We start from the raw sequence: 26,003 nt of genomic DNA, 5'->3' as shown, positions 1-26,003 counted from the left end.
AATTTCGCCACGGCCCGACCACCCCGCCGCGCGCGCCGCAGCGCCGACCGACCCCGCCTCTGGACAGGCCCGCGGTCCGCTGCTATCCACGCCGCATGACCCACGGCACCGCCAACCGACGCGCCTCCACCGATCGTTTCGCCCTCGGGCGGGAACGGGACGTGTAGGCGCGACCATCGGTCGGCCGAAGCCTCCGAGGTCCCCATCGAGCGCGATGGGGGCCTTTTTTATGTCCGGCAGCGGTCCCCGTCGCGCCTCCCTTGCAAAGGAGCCGCCATGACCGCCCATCCCATCGCCTTGTCCCCCTTCCCGCCCTCCGATGCCCTGATGGACATCGGCCCGAAACCTCCCGTGGTCTTCGTCGAAGGCCGTGGCTCGCGGCTGATCGATCGCGACGGCAAGAGCTATCTCGATTTCGTCCAGGGCTGGGCGGTCAACGCCCTCGGCCATTGCCCGCCGGAGATCGTCGACACGCTGGCCCGTCAGGCGGCGCGGCTGATCAACTGCTCGCCGGCCTTCCACAACGGGCCGCAGCTCGATCTGGCGGCGCGGCTCGCCGCGGTGAGCGGGCTCGATTCGGTGTTCTTCGCCAACAGCGGCGCCGAAGCCAACGAAGGGGCGATCAAGCTCGCGCGCAAATGGGGCGGCAAGTTCCGCGCCGGCGCCCACGAGATCGTCACCTTCCGCGACGGCTTCCACGGCCGCACGCTCGCCACCATGTCCGCCTCGGGCAAGGAAAAATGGGACGGATTGTTCGAGCCGCGCGTCCCGGGCTTCCCCAAGGCCACGCTCAACGACCTCGCCTCGGTCGAGCGTTGCCTCGGCCCGGCCACCGTCGCGGTGATGCTGGAGCCGATCCAGGGTGAGGCCGGCGTGGTCGTCGCCGACGACGACTTCCTGCGCGCCCTGCGGGCGCTGACCACCCGGCGCGGCCTGTTGCTGATCTTCGACGAGGTCCAGACCGGCATGGGCCGGACCGGCAAGATGTTCGGCTTCGAGCACGCCGGCGTGCGCCCCGACATCATGACCCTCGGCAAGGGCCTGGGCGGCGGCGTGCCGATCGCCGCGCTGCTCGCCGATCGCGCGGTGTGCTGCTTCGAGCCGGGCGACCAGGGCGGCACCTTCAACGGCAACCCGCTGATGACGGCGGTCGCCGACGCGGTGGTGGCGACCATCGCGGCGCCCGACTTCCTGGCGCGGGTGACCAAGGCCGGCGAGCTGCTGCAGCGCCACCTGACCCGCATCGCCGACGCCCGGCTCGGCGGCGGCGAAGTGCGCGGGCGCGGTTTGTTGCGGGCGCTCGATCTCGGCTGCGACATCGCTCCCGCCGTGGTCGACGAAGCCTTGCGGCGCGGCCTGCTGCTCAACGCCCCGCGGCCCCATCTCCTGCGCTTCATGCCGGCGCTGAACGTCACCGACGCCGAGATCGCCGAAATGGCCGACGGTCTCGACGCGGTTCTGCGCGACATCCTCGGCGGCCGCGCGGCGCGCGGCGCCTGAATCACGGCGGTCGGATGCGGACCCGTCAGGATCCGCATCCGCAGGCCTCACGGTGCCATGTCGAACAGCAGCACCTCGGCGTCGTCGATGCCTTCCAGCCGCAGCGACCCGGCGTCGGAGATCGCGACACCGTCGCCCTCGTGCAGCGTCTCGCCTTCGAAGGTCACCGAGCCGCGGGCGACCTGGATCCACGCCCCGCGTCCCGCCGCGATCGCGTGCTCGACGGCCTCGCCGGCCCCCAGCACCGTGGCGTAGAGATCGACGTCGGCGTGGACGGTCACCGAGCCGTCGCGGCCCTCGGGCGAGGCGACCAGCCGCAGCTTGCCGCGCTTGTCGTCTGCGGCGAAGGCCTTCTGCTCATAGCTCGGGGCGATGCCTTCCTCTTCCGGAATGATCCAGATCTGCAGGAAGTGGACGGGTTCCTCGCCCGAGGCGTTGAACTCGCTGTGGCGGATGCCGGTGCCCGCCGACATGCGCTGCACGTCGCCCGGCCGGATCACCGAACCGGTGCCGAGGCTGTCGCGATGCTGCAATCCGCCGTCGAGGACGTAGGAGACGATCTCCATGTCCTGATGGGGATGGGTCGGGAACCCGCCGCCGGGGGCGACGCGGTCGTCGTTGATCACCCGCAGCGGGCCGAAGCCCATGTGTTCGGGGTCGTAGTAGTGGCCGAAGGAGAAGGTGTGGCGGCTGTCCAGCCAGCCGAAGTTCGCACGGCCGCGATCGGCGGCTCTCCGGATCGTGAAGGTCATGGTGTCCTCGTTTCGTTTGGGGGTCGGACGATCCCGCCCCGGTGAGCGTCAATCTGGGGCTTGCGGCCTTCGGAGACAATCGTCACTATTCGACACGGACTGCATCCGATTTGGAACCGATCCATGGACAAGCTCGAAGCGATGAACGCCTTTTCCAAGGTCGTTGCGCTCGGCAGCTACGCCGAGGCCGCGCGCAGTCTCGGGCTGACCCGCTCGGCGGTGAGCAAGGCGGTGATGGAGCTCGAACATCTCCTCGGCGCCCGCCTGCTCGATCGTTCGACCCGCCGGGTCTCGCCGACCGAAGCCGGGCTCGCCTATTACGAACAATGTATCGACATCGTCGCCCGGGTCGAGGAGACCGAGCTCCGGGTCTCGCGCCTCCACGACGAGCCCCGCGGCGTGTTGAAGATCAACGCGCCGGTGTCCTTCGGGGTGCTGCATCTGGCCCCGGCGGTGGCCGAGATCATTGGTACCCACCCGGATCTCAGGATCGAACTGGCGCTCAGCGATCGCTTCGTCGATCCGATCGAGGAGGGCGTCGACGTCACCGTGCGGATCGCCCAATTGACCGATTCGAGCCTCGTCGCCCGCCGTCTGGCGCCGGTGCGGCGGGTGATCGTCGGATCCCCCGACCATCTCGCCCGCTTCGGCACGCCCGCGTCGCCCGAGGATCTGGCCCACCGGCCTTGCCTGTCCTACGGCCACACCACGACGCTGCCGCGCTGGCACCTGACCCGTGACGGCGCGGCGATCGACGTCGCGGTCGGCGCCGCGATGTGTTCCAACAACGGCGACGTGCTGCGCGTCGCCGCGCTCGCCGGCCGCGGCCTGACCCTGCTGCCGACCTTCCTGGTCGGCCCCGACGTCGCCGCCGGCCGCCTGGTGACCGTGCTCGACGCCTTCCCGGCGCCGGACCTCGGCCTCTACGCCCTCTACGCCCCCAACCGCTACCTCGCCGCCAAGACCAGGGTGTTCATCGATGCCCTGGTCGCCCGCTTCGGGCCGCGCCCGCCGTGGGACCGGTTCTGAGGAACTGGCGCGCGGGGCGTGGAGCGATGCGCTCCGATCCGCGACCCTGGCGTCGATGAGTCGCAATCAACTTACGCGAGCGTTGTCGAATCCCCGTTGTGCGGTCTCCGGATTCGGTCATGCTGTCGCGGCGGGAGTCCATCTCTGCCCTGTTTCGTCATTCCGATGAAGGGTTGCACATTTGATATTCGAAGGAAGTCAGAAATGGGCGATTTCGACGCACCATTGAGATTTATCCTAGCCATGCCGATAATTATAGCCGTGACGACGACCGTGAACATACGGTTCATAAAGAAAAAATTACGCATTTGGAATTTTGAGCGAGCTCTCGTATTCTTACTTACATTCAATATGGTCTATTCGGATAAATGTAAGCTGATAGTATTTAGATATTTCCTTATTCCGCAGGAAGAGTTGCAGGTTTTCAACAAATATCAGGGCTACTGCTTGGCGGAAACCTTTTCCGTTGCGGCTGTTTTCGTATGGGTCAACAGCTACTTCTGAAAGGCGGCGATTCCCGTCGTCTCGCCCTCGCCCGGTCGAGCCTCAGGGCGAGGGGCGTGGACCCGAAGGCCGTCCCGGGCGCGCCGGTCACCGTACCTCGCCACCGCCGCGGTTCCCCTTCGCCGGCAGGCCGGCTCCGGCCGGGGATGACGCCGAGGGTCGGGCCGGCGCAGGAGGTCGGCCGTGCGTGCCGCATGCCTCGGAGTCCGACCTTCGAGCGAAGCCCGCGTCCCTCGTGCTCCCGACTTGGATCCAAGTACGCAAGGTGCTATGACCGGCCTCGGACCGGCGCGACCGGGCCGTGATCGGGAGCTCGGCGATGAAGATCGTGGAAGTCAGGACGTCCGCCCACCGTCTGCCTCCGAGCGTGCCGTGGGAGGATGCCACCAACAAGGTCCAGGGGCTGGAGTTCGTCGTCGTCGAACTCGTCACCGACACCGGCCTGGTCGGCACCGGCTTCAGCTACACCGTCGACATCGGCGGCACCTCGATCGCCGCGCTGGTCGAGGACTACCTCGCCGCCCTGGTGATCGGCATGGACCCGCTCGACTACGAGCGCATCTGGCTGAAGCTGCAGCGCCAGTCGCGCCGGCTCGGGGTCGGCGTCAATTCCATGGCCATCGCCGCGATCGACGTCGGCGTCTGGGACCTCGTCGGCAAGTTCCTCGGCCAGCCGCTCTACCGCCTGTTCGGCGGCACCCGCGAGGCGATTCCCGCCTACATCAGCGAGATCAACCTCGCCGCCGACGACACCGTCGAGGACCTGCTCGCCCGTGTCGACGACTACATGGCCCGCGGCTATCGCACCGTGAAGATCAAGATCGGCCGCCCCGACATCGAGGACGACGTCGAGCGCATCGTCCGGGTGCGCGAGCGGCTCGGGCGCGGCGGCGGCCTGCTGGTCGATCTCAATCAGAAATGGTCGGCGCGCGAGGCCCTGGTCAAGGCCGGCCGCATCGACGGCCTCGGTCTCGGCTGGATCGAGGAGCCGCTGCTGTTCGACGACATCCCCGCCCACGTCGCGCTGAAGCGGGCGATCCGCACGCCGATCGCGCTCGGCGAGAGCCTGCATTCCCGCGCCCAGTTCCTCGACTATCTGCGCGCCGACGCCATCGACTTCGTCCAGGCCGACGTCGCCTTCGTCGGCGGCCTCACCGAATGGCTGAAGATCGCCCATCTGGCGCAGATCTTCGGCCGCCCGGTCGCCCCCCACTACATGATGGAACTGTCGCTGCACATGCTCTGCGGCGTCTCCAACGGCTTCATGCTGGAGAACGTCATCGGCGGCAGCTTCACCGAACTCGGCCTGCTCGAAGAGCCGATCGTCGTCGAGGGGGCGATGGGCCATCCGCCGCTGCGCCCCGGCCATGGCATCGTCTTCGACCGCGCCGCCCTCGACCGGGTCCGCCTCGATCCGCAGACGCTGAAGCGTGCGTTTGCCGGCGGAAGCAAATAGGCTCGGCGGATCGTCGATCGCAGGAGACCGGGCATGACGCGGATGAAGGCCGAGGAGCTGATCGCCGGACGGCAGACCCTGGACGGCGTCATCTACGACGAGCTCAGGACGCGGATCATCTCGCTCGACTATCTGCCGGGCAAGATGATCTTCGAGAACGAGATCGCCGCCGAATTCGACGTCAGCCGCACGCCGGTGCGCCGCGCCTTCTTCCGCCTGGCGATCGACGATCTCCTCCAGGTGCTGCCCCAGCGCGGCGCCCGCGTCTCCTTCCTGTCGGCGGCCAAGGTGCGCGAGGCCCAGGCGGTGCGCGAGAGCCTCGAGGCGACCGCCTTCGCCGACGTCGCGCGGCGCTGGGACGAGGCCGATCCGGCCTGCCGGGCCCTGCTCGCCGAGGTCGAGGCGATCCTCGCCGATCAGGCCGCGGCGGTCGACGCGCAGGACTACCTCGCCTTCATGCGCCACGACGAGGCGTTCCACGGCGCCTTCCTGCGCTTTGCCGGCAATCGCACGCTGATCGCGGTGATCGGCGAGATGCGCGCCCACCTCAACCGCGTCCGCTTCGTCGAGCTCCAGGAGGCCCACCACGACGCCGCCGCCCTGGTCTGGCACCGCGACATCCTCGAAGCGCTGCGTCGCAACGACGTCGCCGCCACCACCGACCGCCTGATCGCCCATCTGAAGATGCTCGAGGCCTTCCGCGAGACCATCTTCGCCAAACGCCGCGACATGTTCCTCTGACCGACCATCGGGCGGCCCGCGACCGCGGCCACGCCCAGGAGACGACCCCATGGAGTTCCCCCAGGCCTTTTCGCTCTCCGGCCATCGCGCCCTGATCACCGGCGGCGGCAGCGGCCTGGGGCTCGCCACCGCGCAGTGCTTCCTCAAGGCCGGCGCCGAAGTGGTGCTGGTCGGTCGCGACGCCGACAAACTCGAAGCCGCGGCGAGCGAACTCGGGGCCGGCGCGTCGGTCGCGGCCTTCGACGTCGCCGATGCCGACGGGGCGCAAGCCTTCGCGGCCGAGATCGAGGCGGCCTTCGGCCCGGTGTCGATCCTGGTCAACAACGCCGGCGGCACCTGCAAGAAGCCGATCGAGGACATGACCATCGCCGACTTCCGCGGCGTGCTCGACGTCCACGTGGTCGGCGCCTTCGCCATGACCCGGGCCTTCCTGCCGCAACTGGCCACGACCGGCCGCGGCTCGGTGCTGTTCACCGCTTCGATGAGTTCGTTCCTCGGGGTGCCGATGGTCGCCGGCTACTCGGCCGCCAAGGCCGCCTATGTCGGGATGATCCGCTCGATGGCGACCGAACTGGCGCCCAAGGGCATCCGCGTCAACGGCGTCGCGCCCGGCTGGATCGACACGCCGCTGTTCCGGCTGGCGACCTCCAACGATCCCGCCCGCCTCGACAAGATCATGGGCCGCATCCCGATGAAGCGCACCGGTGAGGGCGAAGACATCGGCTGGGCCATGACCTATCTCGCCGCCGACGTCGCCCGCTACGTCACCGGCCACATCATCGTCGCCGACGGCGGTGCGCTGCACGGCTTCTGACGGCGATCGACGACACGACGGAAACGCCGCCGCGCCGGGTCACACGACCCGGCCGGACTCGTCGTCGATCAGGTGCATCTGGTTGAGGTCGGCGGCCAGCGCGAAGCGCTCGCCGTGCGTGACCACGCAGTCGGGTGCGATGCGGGCGCACAGCGGTTTGCCGTCGATGAAGAAGTGCAGCAGGATCTCGCTGCCCATCGGCTCGACCACGTCGATCGGCGCCTCGATCCGGGTGACCCCGGGCCGCTCCACGTCATGGATCTCGGTGAGGTTCTCGGGGCGCAGACCGAGGGTCATCGCCTTGCCCTTGTAGGGGCCGTAGCGGTCGACCCGCGCCGCCGGCACCGGCAGCACGATGCCGTCGGCCAGCCGCAGCTTCAGCCCGCCGTCGTCGTAGAGATCGACGGGGAGGAAGTTCATCGCCGGCGAGCCGATGAAGCCGGCGACGAAGCGGGTGGCGGGATGGTGGTAGAGCTCCTGCGGCGCGCCGACCTGCTCGATGCGCCCGGCGTTCATCACCACCACGCGGTCGGCCAGCGTCATCGCCTCGACCTGATCGTGGGTGACGTAGAGGGTGGTGGTGGCGATGGTCTGATGCAGCTTCTTGATCTCGGTGCGCATCTGCACGCGCAGCTTGGCGTCGAGGTTGGACAGCGGCTCGTCGAACAGGAACACCTTCGGATTGCGCACGATCGCCCGCCCCATGGCGACGCGCTGGCGCTGGCCGCCCGACAGCGCCTTGGGCTTGCGGTCGAGGAGCGCCGTGATGTCGAGGATGCCGGCGGCGTGCTGGACACGCTTCTGGATCTCCTCGCGCGGATATTTGCGCTGCTGCAGCCCGAAGGCCATGTTGTCGTACACCGACATGTGCGGATAGAGCGCGTAGTTCTGGAACACCATGGCGATGTCGCGCTCGCGCGGCAGCACGTCGTTGACCAGTTTGTCGCCGATCCAGATCTCGCCGGCCGAGATCTCCTCGAGACCCGCGACCATCCTGAGCGTCGTCGACTTGCCGCAACCCGACGGCCCGACCAGGACGACGAATTCGTCCTCGGCGACCTCCAGGTCGATCGCCTTGACCGCCTGGAACTTGCCCTCGTAGACCTTGACTACCTTGCGGATCGAAACGCCAGCCATGCGGCCCCCCTGAATTCTTCTCTGTGTCGGTGCGGCGCCGAATCGCGGGGCGCGAGAGGCCCGCGGCGGTCTGCGCCGTCAGCCCTTCATGCCCGAGGTCGCGATCCCCGCCATGATGTGCCGCCGCAGCGCCACGAAGACGATCAGCATCGGCACGATGCTGATGACCGCGCCGGCCGCGATCGGACCGTATTCGGTGTAGAAGGCGCGTTGATAGACCGCGAGGCCGAGTTCCGTGGTGTACATGTCGCCGGTCGAGACCACCACCAGCGGCCACATGAAGTTGGCCCAGGCCTGGGTGAAGGCGAACACGCCGATCGCCATCAACCCGTTCTTGCTCAAGTTGAGGATGATCCGCAGATAGATCCAGAACTCGCTGGCCCCGTCGATCCGCGCCGCTTCCAACAGTTCGTCCGGGATGCCCATGATCACCTGACGCATGAAGAACACGCCGAAGGTCATGATCGTCAGCGGCAGGATCAGCGCCGCGAAGGTGTTGAGCATCTTCAGCTTGAACACCATGATGTAGACGGGGATCATATAGGCTTCGAGCGGGATCGTCGCGCTGGCCAGCAGCACCATGAAGATCAGGCCGCGGAACGGGAACTTGTATTTGGCGAAGACGAACCCGGCGATGCTCGACGTGATCATGATGCAGACCGTCGAGACGGTCGAAACCAGGATCGTGTTGAGAATGTAGCGCGGGAATTCGGTGTGATAGATGATCTCGTCGAAATTCGCCCAGGTCGGCGCGCTCGGCAGGAAGGTCGGCGGCCAGGCGTTGATCTCGGCCGCCGTCTTGAACGCGGTCGCGACGATCCACAGCACCGGCACCACGGTGAACAGCGCCAGAAAGGAGCAGGAGATCCAGGCGGCGATACGGACGGAGCGTTCTCGGAACATGTCACTTCTTCTCCCGGAACGCCAGGAACTGGACGATCAGCAGCGACATCACGAACAACAGCAGCACCACGCATTGGGCGCCGGCATAGCCCATGTGGTAATAGACGAAGCCGTTCGAGTAGATCTCACCGACCAACACCTTGAAGTCGTAGGCCGGCGCCCCCTGCGAAGAGGCGGTCAGCACGTAGACCGGGGCGAAGACGTTGAAGTTGATGATGGTGCAGGTGACGACGCTGAACAGGATGATCGGCCGCATCAGCGGCAGCACGATCCGCGTCAGCTTGCGCCAGGCGGTCGCCCCGTCGAGATCGGCGGCTTCCAGGAGTTCCTCGGGGATGGCGCGCAGGCCGACCCCGAAGATCACCACGAAATAGCCGACCATCTTCCACACCGAGACGGCGACCAGCGCGAACAGGATCAGCGTCGGATCCTGCAGCCAGCCGAGCCGCGCCACGCCGAAGAACGACAGCGCGTAGTTGAGCGCCCCGAAGGTCGGGTCGAAGATCCATTTCCAGATCACCGAGGCCGGCACCCAGGGCGTCACCACCGGGATGTAGAACAGCAGTTCGTAGATCGGCGCCGCCTTCTCGATGCTGCGCAACAGGATCGCACAGGCGAGTGCCAGGAGCAGCGTCGCCACCACCGCCAGCATCGAGAACAGGATGGTGTTGACCAGCGCCTCGTGGAACGGCCCGTCTTCGAACAGATAGGCGTAGTTGCCGAGCCCGACGAAGGGATTGGACCGCCGGGTGATGTGGTAGTCGTAGAACGACAGCCGGATCGTCTCGGCGATCGGATAGATGCGGATCACCACGAACAGTGCCAGCACCGGGCCGAGCGCGCAGATCACGAATCCGATGTGGTTGCGCTTCATGCGCGCCCAGCCACGGGCCAGGCGCGCAGGCAGCGACGAAGGCTGCGGTGGCAGGATCACGTCGCTCATCGCCGTCCTCCGTCGGGTCTGTCGATCAAGGCGCGAAGATGCCGGAGCGCTTCAGGATGTTCGCGGCCGTGTCATAGGCCTTGAACAGCACCGCCTTCGCCCCTTCCGGGTTGTCGAGCAGCGAGGCGTCGCGGAAGCCCGCGAGGATCACGTCGCCGGTGCGCGCGGTGGCCTCGACATAGGCGACGTTCGGGGGCTCCAGATAGGCCTGATAGCCCGGGGTCGGCTCGAGGAAGGCCTTGTATTCCGGGTTCTTGCTCAGGAAGGCGGAGAAGTCGCGGTCCATCCGCAGCGGCACCCAGCCGCTCTGCTGCAGCACGATGTCGAGATACTGCTGTTCCTGGAGCAGGCGGATCAGATCCCAGGCCGGCTTCTTCATCTTCGAGGTCTTGTTGACCGACAGGATCTCGACCAGATGGAAGTTGCCCCAGGCCTTGTCGCGCGGCAGCGGCGCGGTGGCGAACTTCACGTCCGGGCCGTTCTTGCGGATGAACGCGACCGCCCAGTCCTCACGGAACAGCATCGAGGCCAGCCCGTTGGCGAAGCCCTGCGTGTCGTGCTTCAGCGCCCAGTCGTCGACCTTCTTGGGGCCGTGCAGATGCGCGACGTAGTCGAGCAGCAGCTTGGTGCCGGCTTCGAGATTGTCCTTGTCCTTGAGCGTCACCCGCACGGTGCCGGGCTTGGGGCCGGCCTCGAGGATCTGGTGGCCGGTCGAGGCGTAGTAGTGGTCGGAGAACTTCTGCAGACCACCGGAGCCCTCGGTCAGGCGCAGGGTGATGCCGGCGCGGGTGATGGTGCCGTCGGGCGCCTTCTTGGTCAGCTTCTCGGAATAGTCCCACATCTCCTTCAGGGTCTTCGGCGGCCCGTCGAGGCCGGCTTCCTTGAAGTGATCGACGTTGTAGAAGAACGCCCGGCTGCCCTTCCACCACGGCACGCCCCACGGCTTGCCGTCGCGCGAGCACACGTCCTTGAACACCGGATCGATGATCTTGGGGTCGTCGACCACCTTGGCGAGATCCGCCGGCACGTCGTCGAGCGCATCGCCGTCGTAGTAGTGGGGGAAGATGTAGTCGTGCAGGGTCAGGATGTCGGGGCCGTTGCCGGTCGGCACCGCGACCGACAGCTTGGCCTCGTATTCGTGCAGGTCGAAGGACAGCAACTCGACTTCGACGTTGGGGTAGAGCGCCTTGAAGGCCGGCAGCGCCGCCTTGAAGGCCGGCGCGGTCTCACCGTAGCCGAGCCAGATCGACAACCGCCCGGCGGTGGTGTCGGCCGCCTGGGCAGGGCCGCGCCCCACCGAGGTCAATCCGGTCAACGCCAAGGCCGCCCCGCCGAGGAGCACACTGCGACGCTTCATGGTATTCCCTCCCGTCGTACCGGCTCCCTTCGAGTGGGGGCCTGTTGTTGTCGAGAACATATGTCAAGAGTTGGGGTCTTGCAACTCGATCGGCCGTGCCGAGAACGCCCTCCGAACGTCAGCCCTGGGTTGATCTCGGTGCCGGGGTCGGCAGCGAAATCGTTGTTCGGCAAAGCCAAAATCGACTTCCGAGGCGATCTCGGAACGGTCTCCGAGGCGGTCGGTCTTCGATGTCGACGATGCAAACTAATGTACTAGTCGTCTAGTATACGCCTTCTGAGCACCACGACGACACCGCCGGCCGACTCGGCGTCTGCGGCGAACCGCCGCAGGCCGATGTCCTGGGCGAACAAGACATCCGGCCACGGGCGGCGCAGGAAACGCCTCGAAGGCATGGACCTCGGAGGAAGCGATGAAACTGGGACTCGGCCTCTATCGGCACCAGCTGACCGACGACAACCTCGCCTATGCGCGCCAACTCGGCTGCACCCACATCGTCGTCCATCTGGTCGACTATTTCGCGCAGGGCGATCAGGCCGGCACGGGCGATTCCCAGCCGATCGGCAGCTCCGGCGGCTGGGGCGTCACCCGCGTCCGCGACGTCTGGAGCGTCGACGAGCTCGCGACGATCAAGGCGCGGATCGAGGCCGCCGGCCTGATCTGGGCGGCGATCGAGAACTTCGATCCCGGCGTCTGGTACGACATCCTCCTCGACGGCCCGCGCAAGGAGGCGCAGGTCGAAGCGATCAAGCAGCTGATCCGCAACCTCGGCCGGGTCGGCATCCCGGTGATGGGCTACAACTTCAGCCTCGCCGGGGTCGCCGGGCGGGCGACCGGCCTCGAGGCCCGCGGCGGCGCCGAGACCGTCGGCGCCCGCGGCGGCACCGACCAGACGCCGATCCCCGCCGGCATGGTGTGGAACATGGTCTACGACCCCGACCTCCTCGGCACCGGGGTGATGCCGGCGACCACCCATGCCGAGCTGTGGGACCGGCTGGCGTGGTTCCTCCGCGAGGTGGTGCCGGTGGCCGAGGCCGCCGGGGTCCGGCTGGCGCTCCACCCCGATGATCCACCGTTCCCGATGGTCCGGCAGGCCCCGCGGCTGGTCTACGAAATCCCGATGTATCAGCGGGTCCTCGACCTCGTCCCCAGTCCCGCCAACGCCATCGAATGCTGCGTCGGGACCCTGTCGGAGATGGCCGGCGGCCACGATCTCTACGACTGGCTGGAGACCTACGCGCGGCAGGGCGCGCTCGCCTATCTCCACATGCGCAACGTCGTGGGCACCGTGCCGACCTACACCGAGGTGTTCATCGACGAGGGCCAGATCGACGTGCTCCGGGTCTTCCGGATCCTGCAGAAACACGGCTTCGACGGCGTGATCATCCCCGATCACACCCCGATGGTGACCTCGCCGGCGCCCTGGCACGTCGGCAAGGCCTTTTCGCTGGGCTATCTCCGGGCGATGATCGCGGTCGCCGAAGCCGGCTGAGGCGAAGCGGCCCGCCGCCGGGGCGGGGGCCGCGCCGTCGTCCGAGGATCGCCGGATCACGGCGCCGCGGGGATCTCCAGGCCGCGGACGACCGCCGGGCGGGCGAGACCGGCGGCGAGCCAGCGCTCGACCGCCGGCCAGCGCCCCCAGCCGACCAGTTCGCCGGCACCGTAGAAGCCGATCAGATTGCGCACCCAGCCGAGCGTGGCGATGTCGGCGATGGTGTAGTCGTCACCCATCAGCCAGGCGCGTTTCGCCAGCCGGCCGTCGAGCACCCCGAGCAGGCGGATGGTCTCGTCGGTGTAGCGCTTGAGCGGCCGCTTGTCCTCGTACTCGCGGCCGGCGAACTTGTGGAAGAACCCGAGCTGCCCGAACATCGGCCCGATCGCCGCCATCTGGAACATCACCCACTGGATCGTCTCCATCCGCCCGGCGGCCGACGCCGGCAGGAAGCGGCCGCTCTTCTCGGCGAGATAGAGCAGGATCGCCCCGGATTCGAACAGGCCGAAGGGCCGGCCTTCCGGGCCGTCGGGGTCGAGGATCGCCGGGATCTTGCCGTTGGGATTCAGCGACAGGAACGGCTCGGTCCAGGTCTCGTTGCGGCCGATGTCGATGCGATGGGGCTCGTAGGGAAGGCCGATCTCCTCGAGCATGATCGACACCTTCACCCCGTTGGGGGTCGGGGTCGAATAGAGCTGGAGATGGTCGGGATGCGCGGCGGGCCAGCGCTGCGTGATCGGGAAGGCGGACAGATCGGTCATGTCGGATCCTCGGGTCGAGCGGGTTGGGCGTCGGCGATGAGAGTCGGCGATGAGAATGGCCTGTCCCGATCGGGAGACCAAGCGACTTTCGTCCGGTCGCCGTCGGGGGCGCGGAACGTGTCGCCGCGCGATGGGGGGAAACCGCGGTCAGGCGCCGTCGGCTTGGAATCCCGCGGCGCGATGGCTGCCGTCGCAGAACGGCTTGGTCTTCGACTGACCGCAGCGACACAGGCGCGCCTCGGTCACCCGTTGCACCACGCGGCCGGTGCCGGCGCAGATCTCGAGGTTGCCGGCGACCGCGAGCGGACCGTCGGCGAGCGGCGTGACCGCCAACGGCCCGTCGCGGGTCGGGAGCGGATCGAGGCTGACCGTCGCCGGTTCGCCGGAGGCGGCAAAGCCGATGTCGTGGTGCGAACCGTCGCAGAACGGCTTGTTCTTCGAGGCGCCGCAGCGGCACAGCGTCGCCCGATGGCCGATCTCGCGGCCGGCCAGCGTCATCGGCGCGCGGATCGCATAGGGGCCGGCCTCGCGGATGTTGAGCAGATTGACCGGCGGCGGCGCCTCGTCGGGTTTGCCGTCCTTGCGGCGATAGCCGATCGCCCCCGACGGACAGGCGTGGGCGACCTCGATCAGGCGATCGGTGTCGGTGTCGTCCGGATGGAGCCACGGCCCCTGGACGTTGGCGAGGAAGGTCTTCGGCGCGCCGGTGACACAGAAGCGGGCGTGGATGCAGCGCCGGCCTTCGAACGCGATGACGAGGTCGCGACCCTCGACCGACTCGATGCCGGAATTGCCGCCGACGGCGGCGGGAGGCGGGCCAGCCACCACGGGATCGGCGGGCGGCGCGGCCGTCGCTTCGGTCATGGCTTCCACCCTCGAGGCAGCCGCGGTCTTCGCGGCGATCTGGCCGAGCGCGGCGAGCGCCGCCGCCACCCGCGGCGAATCCGGCAGCGCCGTCGCACCGCGGGCCAATTCACCGATCCGCTCGGTGAGCGTCGTCGCCGCGGTGTCCGGGGCGAGGAACGGGTAGGCGCGCAGCGTCGCGAAGGAGAGACCGGCGTTGCAGGCGTCGGCATCGTTGGCGCGCAGCCGCGCCAGTTCGCGGGCGAGCGGGTCGAGCGCGAACATCGCGTCGATCGCCGTGTCGAGCGCCCGCCGTTTGCGCGTCGGATCGGTATCGCCGAAGCCCTGGGCCAGACAGCGCAGCATGTGATTGTAGACGGCGTTGCCGAGATCGAGGACGGCGCGGGCATCTTCGCGCTGGATCCACACCCGCCCGGCCGCCGCGGGCGGCCGCCGCATCACCGGGTTCTCGGCCGCCGGATGGGCGGCGACGAAGGCGGGGTCGCGGGCCAGCGCCTCGGCATATTCGCTGCGCACCCGGATGAACCGCCGGAAATGGCTGTCTTCGCGGTCGCTGGCGTGGCCTTCGCCCTGTTCGACGATCACCTCGATCGCCCGGATCGCCGAGGCGAGGTCGGTCACCGTGGCGAGTCCCGGCAGTGAGACCAGCGAGGGGCCGACCTGCAGCCGCGGATCGCCGCAGAACAGCACGGCCTCGCCGAGTTGCGCCGCGAGGGTCCCCAGGGCGGTCTCGATCGACCGATAGAGATGGCCGACGGTCGTGAAATCCTGGGCCGAGGGCATGATCTCGAGGCCGTTCAGGCCGCGGCCGTAGGCGAGCGGCGGCGCGAAGCCCTCGCCGTCCGGCTCGTCGCTGCCCTCGGGGCGCTCGAGATGGATGAAGTGCTGCAGTGTCGCCATCGAGAACGGGGCGAGCCGCACCTGCAGTCCGGCGGGGTGATAGCCGGCGGCGATCGGAAAATTCGGGCGCTGGAAATGCGCCGCCCCGCCGATCGCCGCCATCAGATTGGCGACCATGGCGAGATGGCTCATCTCGTCGATCGCCACGGCGACGATCGCCCGCTGCCACCGCCGCAGCATCGTCCCCGTCGCCTGGTCGACCCCGTCGTCGGGCTCGGTCTTCAGGCTCCAGGCGGCGTAGAGATAGCAGCACATCAGATTGTGCTCGATCTCCGCCGCTTCGGCGAGCGTGTAGAGCAGTTGCTCGCGGCTGCGGATCTCGACGTCGGCGCTCGGATCGATTGCGGCCATCGCGTCACCCCACCTTGCTCGTCGCAGCGTCACGTCGGCAGAGCCGTGACCTCGGAGACCCGGACAGAATAGCAGATTTCCGCCGCGCCAACCGCGGGCCCGTCCGTCCTGTCCTGCGTCGGTACCACGCCGATGTGACCGCCGGGAAACGCGACGGGGCCGGCCCCCGCGATAGGGGGACGCCCACGGCGACGCGCCGCCACCACCTTCGCAAACCCGGTCGCCCCTGGGAACGGATTTCCTCGATTGTTGATTATTTCGGTAGTTCATATTTTGATCAGCTGCCGTGCTTTTGATCAGATGGTCAACGAGAGCCGCCGCCGCCCGATGCCCCTCCCGAAGGGCTCGGACCTCCTCCCTTCCGCGGCGGACTCCGTTCATCCCTCCGAGGTGGCCCATGACCTTCCAGACCGCACGACACATCCTCGCCGCCGGCGCCTTCGCCCTCGGGCTCGGCGCCGCGAGCCTGCCCGCCGCCCACGCCGGCCCGACCCTCGACGCGATCAAGGCGCGCGGCCTGATCAAGGTCGGGGTCGGCACCTCGCCCGGCTTCTTCGCCCCCGATTCGAGCGGCAAGTGGCAGGGCTTCTTCGTCGATTTCGGCCGCGCCCTCGCCGTGACGGTGTTCGACGACCCCAACAAGGTCGAGTTCACCAACTCCTCGCCGCAGCAGCGTCTGCCGGCGCTGCAGTCGGGCGAGTTCGACATCCTGCTGTCGGGTGTCACCCAGACCATCAACCGCGCCTTCAAGCTCGGCTTCCACTTCGGTCCGGTGGTGTTCTACGACGGCCAGGGCCTCCTGGTGAAGAAGTCGCTCGGCGTCACCAAGGCCGCCGATCTCGACGGCGCGACCATCGGCATCCAGTCCGGGACCACCGGCGAGCTCAACATCGCCGACTTCTTCCGCAAGACGAAGAAGAAGTTCACGCCGGTGGTCATCGAAGAGACCAAGGAGTTCCACAAGGCCCTCGAATCCGGCCGCGTCGACGCGCTGACCCAGGATGCCTCCGACCTCGCCATCGCCCGCACCCAGCTCGCCAAGCCCGACGACTTCGTCCTGCTGCCCGAGCGTCTGTCCAAGGAGCCGCTGGTCCCGGCGGTCCGGGCCGGTGACGACCGCTGGCTGGAGATCGTCAACTGGACGGTCTACGCCACCATCCAGGCCGAGGAATTCGGCATCACCCAGGCCAATGTCGACGAGTTCCTGAAGAGCGAGGATCCCGGCATCAAGCGCTTCCTCGGAGTCGACAAGTCGCTCGGCGAGGCGATCGGTCTCGACCCGGCCTTCGCCTACAAGATCGTCAAGGCGGTGGGCAACTACGGCGAGATCTTCGACCGCAACATCGGCCCGAAGACCAAGGTCGGCTTCGAGCGCGGCTACAATCAGCTGTGGACCAAGGGCGGCCTGATCTATTCCCCGCCGTTCCGTTGAGCCGACAGGAGACGGCTCCGATGCACGGCGCCTTCGAGGGTCGTCTCGTTCATTACGTCGCCCCGGACCGGAAACGGCCCGGGGCGCGCGGCCGCTTCGCCGACTGGGTCGGCGAACGCCCGGTCGCCCAACTGCTGCTGTTCGTCGGCCTCGCCGGGATCGGCGCGCTGTTGTGGACGGCGCTCGCCACCAACCTCGCCCGCCTCGGCCTGACTCCCGGCTTCGCCTTCCTCGGACACGCGGCGAATTTCGAGATCGGCGAGGCGCCGATCGCCTATGCCGCCGGCGACAGCTACGGCCGGGCGATTCTCGCCGGCCTCGCCAATACGGTTCTCGTCTCTGCCGCCGGCTGCCTCCTGGCGACGATCCTCGGCGTTCTCCTCGGGGTGGCGCGGCTGTCCGACAATCCGCTGCTCTCCGGCACCGTCGCCGGCTTCATCGAGATCGTCCGCAACACGCCGCTGCTGCTGCAGCTGTTCTTCTGGAACGCCACGCTGCATGCGCTGCCCGGTCCGCGTCAGGCCTTCGCGCCGCTGCCCGGCGTGAAGCTCTCCAACCGAGGTCTGGCTTTTCCCTGGTTTTCCGACGACGGATCGAGCCCGGCGGTCGCCGGCGCGACGCTGGCGCTGCTCGCCCTCGTCGGCCTCGGTCTGGCACTGCGCCGCCGCCGTCGCGGTCCGGCGCCCCAGGGGGGCGCGGCGACCGCGGTCGGTCTCGCGCTCCTCGGCCCGGCCTTCGTCGCCGCGCTCGCCGGTGCGCCTCTGGCGCTCGAATTGCCGCAACTCGCCGGCTTCAACATCCGCGGCGGGCTGACGCTCACCCCGGAATTCGCCGCCCTGCTGATCGGCCTGACCGTCAACGCCTCGGCCGGCATCGCCGAGACGGTGCGCGGCGGCATTCTGTCGGTGCCGCGCGGCCAATGGGAGGCGGCGCGCGCCGTCGGCCTGCCGCCGATGAAGGTACTGCGCCTCGTCGTCCTGCCCCAGGCCCTGCGGGTGATCGTGCCGGTGCTCGCCTCGTCGTGGCTGAGCCTGACCAAGAACTCCTCGCTCGCCGTGGCGATCGGCTTTCCCGACCTCGTTTCGATCCTCAACACCACCGCCAACGTCACCGGCCAGAGCCTCGAGACCATCACCCTGATGATGGGCCTCTATCTGACCCTCAGCCTGCTCGTCTCGGTCACCGGCAACGCCTGGAACGAGCGGCGCCTGCGGCGCGAAGGACGCTGACGATGACCGATCTCGCCACGGTTCTGCCCCGTCCGCTCGCCCCCCCGCCGGCGGTCCGCCCGAAACTGTGGGTCGGCCTGTTCGGATCGAAGCTCAACACCGCGATCACCCTCGGCTTCGCGGCGCTGATCTGGTGGGTCGGCATCCCCTTCCTGCGCTGGGCGGTGATCGATGCGACCTGGACCGGCACCGCCGAGACCTGCGCCGCCGGCCATGGCGCCTGCTGGGCCTTCGTCGTCGAAAAGGCGCCGCTCCTCGCCTTCGGCCTCTACCCGCCCGACGAACGCCCGCGAGCGTTGGCGGCATTGCTCCTGATGGTCGGGCTGATCGTCGCCTCGACGCGGCCGCGGTTCTGGCGCCGCGGGCTGGTGGTCGCCTGGGTCGCGGTTCTCGCGACCGTCGTCGCCCTGCTCGCCGGTGTCGGCCCGCTCGCCGCGGTCTCCTCGGAACGCTGGGGCGGCCTGCCGATCACCTTCTTCCTGGCGATGACCGCCTTCGCCGGCGCCTTCCCGCTGGCGATCGGCCTGGCGCTGGCTCGGCGCTCGAAGATGGGCGGCATCCGTCTGCTCGCCGGGGCCTTCGTGGAAACCGTGCGCGGCGTGCCGCTGATCACCCTGCTCTACGCCTCGACCCTGTTGGTGCCCCTGATGCTGCCGGCCGGTGTGGCGATCGACAAGTTCGCCCGGGCGACGGCGATGCTGGTGCTGTTCACCGCCGCCTATCTCGCCGAGATCGTCCGCGCCGGCCTCGCCGCCGTGCCGGCCGGCCAATCGGAAGCGGCCCGGGCTCTCGGCCTGTCGCCCTGGCAGACCACCCGGCTGGTCGTCCTGCCGCAGGCCCTCAAGGTGTCGATCCCGTCGATGGTGACGCTGGCCATCGGCATCCTGCTCGACACCACGCTGGTGGTGATCATCGGCATGTACGAACTCCTCAACGCCGCCCGCACCGCCGCCAACGATCCCGCGTGGCTCGGCTTCTTCGACGAGGCCTATGCGGTGGCGGCGCTGGTCTACTTCGTCCTCGGCTTCGCCGGCTCGCGCTGGAGCCTGACGCTCGAGCGCCGCTTCGCCCGCGGGAGGTGAGCGGCGGCGCCGACCCGCGTCGCGGCCGCCGGCGCCTCGCCTCACTTCGCCTCACTTCACAAAGACACTCGCCGCGGTCGGCCGACCGCGGCGAGCTCGTTTTTGGGGCGATGTCGTCGCGCTCACTCGGCGGCGAGACGGGTCTCGGCGGTCGCCGCGGCGAGCGCATGGTCGAGATCGGCGATGATGTCGTCGGGATGTTCGATGCCGATCGACAGGCGCACGTAGCCGGGCGTGACGCCGGTGCGCAACTGCTCTTCCGGCGTCAGCTGCGAATGGGTGGTCGAGGCCGGGTGGATCGCCAGCGAGCGCGCGTCGCCGATGTTGGCGACGTGGTAGAACAGCTCCAGGCCGTCGATGAACTTGCGGCCGGCCGCGACGCCGCCCTTCAGTTCGAAGCCGACCAGGGCGCCGTAACCGCCCTTCAGATAGGTGTCGGCGCGGCGGCGCGCTTCGCCGGTCTGCAGGCCCGGATAGATCACCCGCGACACCGCCGGATGGGCGGAGAGGTAGTCGACCACCTTGGCGGCGTTGTCGACGTGCTGACGGATGCGCAGCGGCAGCGTCTCCAGGCCCTGGATGAACTGGAACACGTTGAACGGCGACACCGCCGCGCCGACGTCGCGCAGCAGCTTGACCCGGGTGCGCAGGATGTAGGCGATCGGCCCGAGCGGCTTGGCCGCCTCGACCCAGATCGCGCCGTGATAGGCGGCGTCCGGGGTGTTGAGCAGCGGCTGGCGTTCGGGGAATTCTTCCCACGGGAAGTTTCCGCCGTCGACGATCACGCCGCCGATCGAGGTGCCGTGACCGCCGATGTACTTGGTCGCCGAATGGACCACCACCGCCGCGCCGTGCGCGAGCGGTTTCGCCAGGATCGGCGCCGCGGTGTTGTCGACGATCAGCGGAATGCCGAGCGGCCGGCCGATCGCCGCGACTTCCGCGACGGGGAACACCTCGAGCTTCGGATTGGGCAGCAGCTCGGCGTAATAGGCGCGGGTCTTGTCGTCGGTGGCCTTGCGGAAGTTCTCCGGATCGGCCGGATCGACGAAGCGCACTTCGATGCCGAACTGCTTCAGGGTCTCGGCGAACAGCGCCCAGGTGCCGCCGTAGAGGTCGGTCGACGACACGATGTTGTCGCCCGCCGAGGCCAGCGTCAGAATCGAATAGGCCGATGCGGTCTGGCCGGAGGCGACGGCCAGCGCCGCGACGCCGCCCTCGATGTCGGCGATCCGTGACTCGAAGGCTTCCTGGGTCGGGTTCTGGACGCGGGTATAGAGGTAGCCGAGCTCCTCGAGCGCGAACAGCCGCGAGGCGTGGTCGGCGTCGTGGAACTGGTAGGAACTGGTCTGATAGATCGGCACCGCCACCGCACCGCTGGTGGGATCGGCGCGCCAGCTGCCGCCGTGCAGCGCGAGGGTCTCGGGATTCTTCGACTTGGCCATGGGTCTGTCCTCTTCGGATGCTCGGGTTCAGTAGGCGGAGGCCACGGCGTCGCCGGCCCGTTCCTCGGGGCTGAGGAGATCGGCATGGTGGCGGCGGGCGACGTCGGGATGGGAGCGCAGGCGGCCCTTGAGATGATTGCGGCCGACTTCGCGGAACAGCGGGTTGAGGGGATCGGCGGTGATCCCGCGGCTCTCGGCGCCGAGATGGGGCGGCAGATCGAGCACCGGCACGGTCGAATCGAGCCGGGCGCCGAGGAAGAAGGCGACCGAGTAGCGCTCGCTGCCGGCCGGCGGCGCCACCACGTCGTGGACGTCGGCGCGGACCCAGCCGTTGGTGGCGAGCTCCAGCACCTCGCCGGTGTTGATCACGAAGGTGCCGGGAATCGGCGGCGCGTCGATCCACACCCCGTCCTCGGTGCGCACTCGCAGCCCTTCGGCGACGTCCTGGAGCAGCACGGTGAGGATGCCGCCGTCCTTGTGGGCGCCGACCCCTTGCGAGGTTTCGGCGACGTCGCGGCCGGGATAGCGGATCAGCTTGACGTGCTGGGTCGGCGCGGGCGTGTAGATCTCGGCGAACACCGCTTCGTCCTGGCCGAGCGCCGCGGCGATCGCCCGCAGGGTCTCGATCGCCACCCGCGTCGCCTCGGCCTGATAGGCGAGCACCACGGGCTTCAGCTCCGGCAACGCCGCCGGCCACTGGTTCGGCCCGATCAGGCGCTTCCACGGCGGCGTGTCCGGGCCGATCGGCTCGGGGTCGCGTTCGCTGTTGAAGTCGATCTGCTCGCGCCAGTCGCGGGCCCCGCGGGTGTACTCGAGCCCGACCCGGTTGTAGCCGCGGAAATGCGGAGAGTGGATCATCTCGACCGCGCGCTTGTCGGCCTCCGGCAGCGCGAAGAAGCGCTTGGAGATCGCCAGAATGTCGGCGACGAGTTGCGGATCGACGCCGTGGCCGGTCAGATAGAAGAAGCCGTGGTCGTGCAGGATCCGCGCGAGATCCTCGAGAAATCGGGTCCGCTCGGCCGCGGGGCCGTGGAACCGCGACAGATCGACGATCGGCAGATCGAGCTTTCCGGGATGAACGGTCATGAGGAAGATCTCGCTTGCGGGGACGGAACGGCCCGTGGAACGGGGGTGATGCGGCGACGGGCGTGGGCTTCGTCGACTTCGCTTCATCCGACCACGGACGGAATATTTTCGATAGATTTCATATTTTATATCCGCGGACGTCCGGGGAACCGGTTTCGCCGCTCGGCCCGCGCGGCGAAATCGGCCCGGCGCCCGTGCGACCGCCCGACCGCCGCCGGATCCGAAAGGGCCGCGAACGCGGGGCACCGAAACGGATCGGGCGCCGGCGCGCCCCGCGCGGGGCGGCCGACGCCCGAGGACGCGCCGATCGGCGGTCCGGCGGAGCGGTTCAGACGCCGCCGCGGCGCCGCCGCGCGATCCGGTGATTGACCGCCCGGGCGACGGCGTCGCCGACGATCTGGACCGCCTGGACCAGCACCACCAACACCACCACCACCGCGACCATCACCTCCGGCATGAAACGCTGATAGCCGTAGCGCACGCCGAGGTCGCCGAGCCCCCCGCCGCCGACCGTGCCGGCCATGGTCGAGTAGCCGATCAGGCTGACCAGGGCGACGGTGACCCCGGCGACGATGCCGGGCAGGGCCTCCGGCACCAGCACCTTGACGACGATCTCCCAGGGGCTCGCCCCGATCGCCTCGGCGGCTTCGATCACGCCGCGGTCGACCTCGCGCATCGCCGTCTCGGCGAGGCGGGCGAAGAGGGGGGTGATCGCCAGGGTCAGCGGCACGATCGCCGCGGCCGTGCCGACCGTCGTCCCGACGACGAGCCGGGTGAAGGGGATGATCGCCACCATCATGATGATGAACGGCGTCGAGCGGACCAGATTGACCACCGTGCCGACCACCCGGTTGACCGCCGGACGTTCGGCGATGTGGCCCGGCGCGGTCACCACCAGCAGGATGCCGAGCGGCAGGCCGAGCAGGGTCGACAGCACCGCCGCCACCGACACCATGAAGGCGGTCTGCTTCAGCGATTCAACGAGGGCCGCCGTGACGGCGGGCGAGAGCAGGTCGAAGGGCATGGCCGATCACTTCCGCATGGAGACCGAGACGGGCGAGGTGGGCGAGGGCGGCGGCGAGCCGGCCGTCGCCGCCGTCGCCGGCGACCAGGGTGAGGACGCCGAGCGGCCGGCCGGCGACCTGATCGATCCGGCCGTGCAGGATGTTCGGCCGCAGACCGAACCGCCCGACCAGATCGGCGACGATCGGTTCGTTGGCCGCCGCGCCGGTGAAGACGATGCGGATCACCGGATCGCTGTCGGCCTGCGGTTCGGGCGACAGCGTCGCCTGGATCTCGGGCGGCAGTTCGTGGGCGACGATGCCGGCGAGGAACGACCGCGCCACCGGCGATTTCGGAAAGGCCAGGACATCGAAGGTCGCCCCTTCCTCGACCAGACGGCCGCGCTCCAGCACCGCGACGTGGCTGGCGATGTCGCGCACCACCTCCATCTCGTGGGTGACCAGGACCACGGTCAGGCCGAGCCGACGGTTGATGTCGCGCAACAGCGCCAGGATCTGTTGAGTGGTCTCCGGGTCGAGCGCCGAGGTCGCCTCGTCGCAGAGCAGCACCGACGGCGCGGTGGCCAGCGCCCGGGCGATCCCGACCCGCTGTTTCTGCCCCCCCGACAGTTCCGAGGGATAGGCCTGCGCCTTGTCGGCGAGACCGACCAGCTCGAGCAGGGCGGCGATGCGCGGACCCCGTTCGGCCTTCGGCACGCGGGCGACCTCGAGCGGCAGCGCGACGTTGCCGGCGACGGTGCGCGACGACAGGAGATTGAAGTGCTGGAAGATCATGCCGATGTCGCGCCGCGCGGTGCGCAGCGCCCGCCCTTCGAGGCGCGAGGTCTCGTGCCCCGAGACCACCACCCGGCCCCCGCTCGGCCGCTCCAGCCGGTTGATGCAGCGCACCAGGGTCGACTTGCCCGCCCCCGATCGGCCGATCACGCCATAGATGTCGCCGCGCGCGATCTGCAGCGAGACGTCGTCGAGCACCGGCCCGGCGGCGTCCGAAAAGGTCTTGGACAGGCCTTCGATCCGGATCACCGGCTCGGACACCGGCGGGTGCGGGGCGAGCGGCAAGCCCGCGGCGAGGCTCTCGCTCGGCAGCGGTGCATTCATGCCCGACCTCCTCACCACGCGGTGATGATGTTGCCCTTGAAGGTCTTTTCGATCGCCGCCTTGACCTCCGGCGAGCGGTAGCTCTCGGCCAGGATCTTCACCCAGGGCTCGCCGGCGCGCTTCCGCTGGACCCCGATCAGGCAGAAGTAGTCGGACTGCTGGCTCTCGATCAGGATCGCGTCGCGGCTCGGCAGCAGCCCGGCGGAAATCGCGAAATGCGAGGTGATCACCGAGAAGTCGACGTCGTCGAGCGAGCGCGGCAGCTGCGCCGTCTCCATCGCCAGGATCTTGACCTTCTTGGGGTTGTCGACGATGTCGAATTCCGTCGCCTTGAAGGTCGAGCCCGGGGTCAGCTTGATGACGCCGCCGGCCTCGAGAAGCTTCAGCGCGCGGCCGCCGTTCGACGGATCGTTGGGGATCGAGATCACCGCCCCGGTCTTCAACTCCGCGAGCGACTTCACCTTCTTCGAATAGCCGGCCATCGGCAGCAGCACGGTGCGGGCGACCGAGACGATGTCGAGGCCGCGATCCTGGTTCTGCTGATCGAGATAGGGCGTGTGCTGGAAGCCGTTGGCGTCGAGGCTGCCGTCCTGGGTCGCCGGATCGATCAGCGCGCCGTCGGAGAACTCGACGATCTTGACGTCGAGACCCTTGGCCTTGGCGACCGGCACCAGCGCTTCGGCGATCTGGGCATGGGGTCCGGCGGTGACGCCGAAGCGGATGGTCTCGGCCGACGCCGGCAGGGCGAGGCCGCAGATCAGCGCCGCGCCGGCGAGGACCAGAGTGAGGGCGGAGGAACGGCGCATGTCGGACAACCTCGGGGCAGGGGAGGGATCGGGGGAAGCGGCCGGGACGGCCTTGGGACTCATTCGGCGGCGCGCAGGCGGTCGCCGCGGCGCCAAGCGGCGAGCCGTTCGACCGCTTGCGTCAGCGTGTCCTCGCGCTTGGCGAAGCAGAAGCGGATGTGCGAGCGCACGTCGCGGGCGCCGTAGAAGGAGGAGATCGGCACCGCCGTGACTCCGGCCTCCAGCGTCAGGCGCTTGCAGAAGGCGAAATCGTCGCCGGCGTCGTCGAGCCCGTCGACCGCCGCGACCGCGAAATAGGTCGCCGCCACGTCGGCGACTTCGAAGCCCGCCGCCCGGAGACCTCCGACCAGCAGATCGCGCCGCCGGGCGAGTTCGGCACGAAGCCCCAGGAAATAGGCGTCCGGCAGACCGAGCCCGAAGGCCACCGCCGCCTGCAGCGCCGGCGGCGTGGTGAAGGTGATGAACTGATGGGCCCGGGCGATCGGCGCCAGCAACTTCGCATCGGCGGTGACGTAGCCGACCTTCCAGCCGGTGACCGAGAAGGTCTTGCCGGCCGAGCCGATGCGGACCACGCGGTCGCGCACCCGCGGATCGGCGAACAAGGTGAGGTGACGCCGCCCGTCGAGGACCAGATGCTCGTAGACCTCGTCGGCGATCACCACCAGATCGCGCTCGAGCACCAATTCGGCGAGGAAGGCGAGCTCGCTCTCGTCGAAGATCTTGCCGATCGGATTCATCGGCGTGTTGACGACGATCGCCCGGGTCTTGGGCGTCAGCGCGTCGACGAGCCGCTCGCGCGGCAGCGCCCAGTCGGGCGGGGCGAGGCGGACCGGCACCGGTATGGCCCCGGCGCGGCGGATGATCGTCGCATAGCTGTCGTAGGCCGGTTCGAACAGGATCACCTCGTCGCCCGGCTCCAACAGCCCGAAGAAGGCGTCGGCCAGCGCTTCCGTGGCGCCGGACGTGACCAGCACCTCGCGCTCCCAGTCGACGTCGAGGCCGAGGAACCGTTTGGTGTTCTCGGCGACGGCCCGGCGCAGCGCCGGCACACCCATCATCGGCGGATATTGATGCGGTCCGGCGCGCAGGGCCGCGATCGCCGCCTCGACCACCTCCGGCGGTTCGAGACCTTCGGGGAAGCCCTGGCCGAGATTGATCGATCCGGTCTCGGCGGCGAGCCGCGACATGGTTTCGAAGATCGACGTGCCACCGGCGCCGAACACGGAATTGACCATCGGGAATCCTAAGGCGCCGGCCGCCACGGTCGATCCCCGGTTCCGGCCGCACCGAGGATCGTTCAGA

22 protein-coding genes are annotated in these 26,003 nt (G+C 68.7%); 9 read left to right on the top strand and 13 right to left on the bottom strand.

What is annotated here, in order from left to right; genetic code table 11:
- The first annotated feature begins 276 nt into the window (after positions 1-276).
- Positions 277-1,500 carry an acetylornithine transaminase gene (locus tag EYW49_RS06475; RefSeq protein ID WP_131307400.1) on the top strand — a complete coding sequence of 408 codons (1,224 nt, stop codon included), beginning with the start codon at positions 277-279 and terminating at the stop codon, positions 1,498-1,500.
- A 47-nt stretch (positions 1,501-1,547) separates the two neighbouring features.
- Here EYW49_RS06475 and EYW49_RS06470 read toward each other — a convergent pair whose 3' ends face one another.
- A complete protein-coding gene (locus tag EYW49_RS06470) occupies positions 1,548-2,252 on the bottom strand; it encodes a pirin family protein (RefSeq protein WP_131307398.1) in 705 nt (234 codons plus the stop codon).
- A gap of 123 nt (positions 2,253-2,375) precedes the next feature.
- Here EYW49_RS06470 and EYW49_RS06465 point away from each other — a divergent pair, with 123 nt between their 5' ends.
- The 4 genes from EYW49_RS06465 (at position 2,376) to EYW49_RS06450 (ending at position 6,796) form a co-directional block, all read left to right on the top strand.
- Positions 2,376-3,281, top strand: a complete 906-nt coding sequence (locus EYW49_RS06465; protein ID WP_131307396.1) for a LysR family transcriptional regulator — start codon at positions 2,376-2,378, stop codon at positions 3,279-3,281.
- An 823-nt stretch (positions 3,282-4,104) separates the two neighbouring features.
- Complete coding sequence (locus EYW49_RS06460; protein WP_131307394.1) at positions 4,105-5,241, top strand: mandelate racemase/muconate lactonizing enzyme family protein; 1,137 nt, start codon at positions 4,105-4,107, stop codon at positions 5,239-5,241.
- A gap of 33 nt (positions 5,242-5,274) precedes the next feature.
- Positions 5,275-5,982 (top strand): GntR family transcriptional regulator, encoded by a 708-nt coding sequence (locus EYW49_RS06455; protein WP_206365401.1) that lies wholly within the window; start codon positions 5,275-5,277, stop codon positions 5,980-5,982.
- A 49-nt stretch (positions 5,983-6,031) separates the two neighbouring features.
- Positions 6,032-6,796, top strand: a complete 765-nt coding sequence (locus EYW49_RS06450; protein WP_131307392.1) for an SDR family NAD(P)-dependent oxidoreductase — start codon at positions 6,032-6,034, stop codon at positions 6,794-6,796.
- Between the two features lie 39 nt (positions 6,797-6,835).
- Here the strand turns inward: EYW49_RS06450 and EYW49_RS06445 are convergent, their stop codons facing one another.
- The 4 genes from EYW49_RS06445 to EYW49_RS06430 form a co-directional block, all read right to left on the bottom strand.
- Positions 6,836-7,933 (bottom strand): ABC transporter ATP-binding protein, encoded by a 1,098-nt coding sequence (locus EYW49_RS06445; protein WP_131307391.1) that lies wholly within the window; start codon positions 7,931-7,933, stop codon positions 6,836-6,838.
- 78 nt (positions 7,934-8,011) lie between these two features.
- Entirely contained in the window at positions 8,012-8,836 is an 825-nt protein-coding gene (locus tag EYW49_RS06440; RefSeq protein WP_131307389.1) for a carbohydrate ABC transporter permease, read from the bottom strand.
- Between the two features lies 1 nt (position 8,837).
- Positions 8,838-9,779, bottom strand: a complete 942-nt coding sequence (locus tag EYW49_RS06435) for a carbohydrate ABC transporter permease (protein ID WP_131307387.1) — start codon at positions 9,777-9,779, stop codon at positions 8,838-8,840.
- A 25-nt stretch (positions 9,780-9,804) separates the two neighbouring features.
- Positions 9,805-11,136 carry an ABC transporter substrate-binding protein gene (locus tag EYW49_RS06430; protein WP_165498153.1) on the bottom strand — a complete coding sequence of 444 codons (1,332 nt, stop codon included), beginning with the start codon at positions 11,134-11,136 and terminating at the stop codon, positions 9,805-9,807.
- 412 nt (positions 11,137-11,548) lie between these two features.
- Between EYW49_RS06430 and EYW49_RS06425 the strand changes: the two genes are divergently transcribed.
- On the top strand, positions 11,549-12,628 hold the full coding sequence (locus tag EYW49_RS06425) for a mannonate dehydratase (protein WP_131307383.1): 1,080 nt from the start codon (positions 11,549-11,551) through the stop codon (positions 12,626-12,628).
- Between the two features lie 56 nt (positions 12,629-12,684).
- Here EYW49_RS06425 and EYW49_RS06420 read toward each other — a convergent pair whose 3' ends face one another.
- The gene (locus EYW49_RS06420) at positions 12,685-13,389 is read right to left on the bottom strand and encodes a glutathione S-transferase N-terminal domain-containing protein (protein WP_131307381.1); all 705 of its coding nucleotides are present in this window, start codon (positions 13,387-13,389) and stop codon (positions 12,685-12,687) included.
- 147 nt (positions 13,390-13,536) lie between these two features.
- A complete protein-coding gene (locus EYW49_RS06415) occupies positions 13,537-15,504 on the bottom strand; it encodes a ferritin-like domain-containing protein (protein WP_165498152.1) in 1,968 nt (655 codons plus the stop codon).
- A 397-nt stretch (positions 15,505-15,901) separates the two neighbouring features.
- Here EYW49_RS06415 and EYW49_RS06410 point away from each other — a divergent pair, with 397 nt between their 5' ends.
- From EYW49_RS06410 to EYW49_RS06400, 3 genes are read left to right on the top strand one after another with little or no spacing between them, the layout of a single operon-like run.
- On the top strand, positions 15,902-16,936 hold the full coding sequence (locus EYW49_RS06410) for an amino acid ABC transporter substrate-binding protein (protein ID WP_131307376.1): 1,035 nt from the start codon (positions 15,902-15,904) through the stop codon (positions 16,934-16,936).
- Between the two features lie 20 nt (positions 16,937-16,956).
- Entirely contained in the window at positions 16,957-18,165 is a 1,209-nt protein-coding gene (locus EYW49_RS06405) for an amino acid ABC transporter permease (protein ID WP_131307374.1), read from the top strand.
- A gap of 2 nt (positions 18,166-18,167) precedes the next feature.
- Positions 18,168-19,247: an amino acid ABC transporter permease gene (locus tag EYW49_RS06400; RefSeq protein WP_131307372.1), complete on the top strand. Its 1,080-nt coding sequence runs from the start codon at positions 18,168-18,170 to the stop codon at positions 19,245-19,247.
- A 122-nt stretch (positions 19,248-19,369) separates the two neighbouring features.
- Here the strand turns inward: EYW49_RS06400 and EYW49_RS06395 are convergent, their stop codons facing one another.
- The 6 genes from EYW49_RS06395 to EYW49_RS06370 all read right to left on the bottom strand — a co-directional run bounded on the left by EYW49_RS06395 (position 19,370) and on the right by EYW49_RS06370 (position 25,936).
- Positions 19,370-20,689 (bottom strand): O-acetylhomoserine aminocarboxypropyltransferase/cysteine synthase family protein, encoded by a 1,320-nt coding sequence (locus EYW49_RS06395; RefSeq protein ID WP_131307370.1) that lies wholly within the window; start codon positions 20,687-20,689, stop codon positions 19,370-19,372.
- Between the two features lie 27 nt (positions 20,690-20,716).
- On the bottom strand, positions 20,717-21,775 hold the full coding sequence (locus EYW49_RS06390) for an isopenicillin N synthase family dioxygenase (RefSeq protein ID WP_131307368.1): 1,059 nt from the start codon (positions 21,773-21,775) through the stop codon (positions 20,717-20,719).
- A gap of 328 nt (positions 21,776-22,103) precedes the next feature.
- A complete protein-coding gene (locus EYW49_RS06385) occupies positions 22,104-22,799 on the bottom strand; it encodes a methionine ABC transporter permease (RefSeq protein ID WP_131307366.1) in 696 nt (231 codons plus the stop codon).
- Entirely contained in the window at positions 22,753-23,895 is a 1,143-nt protein-coding gene (locus EYW49_RS06380) for a methionine ABC transporter ATP-binding protein (protein WP_131307364.1), read from the bottom strand. Before EYW49_RS06380 ends, EYW49_RS06385 begins: the two co-directional genes overlap by 47 nt.
- An 11-nt stretch (positions 23,896-23,906) precedes the next feature.
- Positions 23,907-24,701, bottom strand: a complete 795-nt coding sequence (locus EYW49_RS06375) for a MetQ/NlpA family ABC transporter substrate-binding protein (RefSeq protein ID WP_131307362.1) — start codon at positions 24,699-24,701, stop codon at positions 23,907-23,909.
- 59 nt (positions 24,702-24,760) lie between these two features.
- Complete coding sequence (locus EYW49_RS06370) at positions 24,761-25,936, bottom strand: aminotransferase (protein ID WP_131307360.1); 1,176 nt, start codon at positions 25,934-25,936, stop codon at positions 24,761-24,763.
- Positions 25,937-26,003: the final 67 nt, after the last annotated feature.

This window comes from Siculibacillus lacustris (genome assembly GCF_004328075.1).
GTDB lineage: Bacteria > Pseudomonadota > Alphaproteobacteria > Rhizobiales > Ancalomicrobiaceae > Siculibacillus > Siculibacillus lacustris.
Note: the sequence above shows the minus strand (reverse complement) of the source record. Positions and strands in the feature narration are given on the sequence as shown.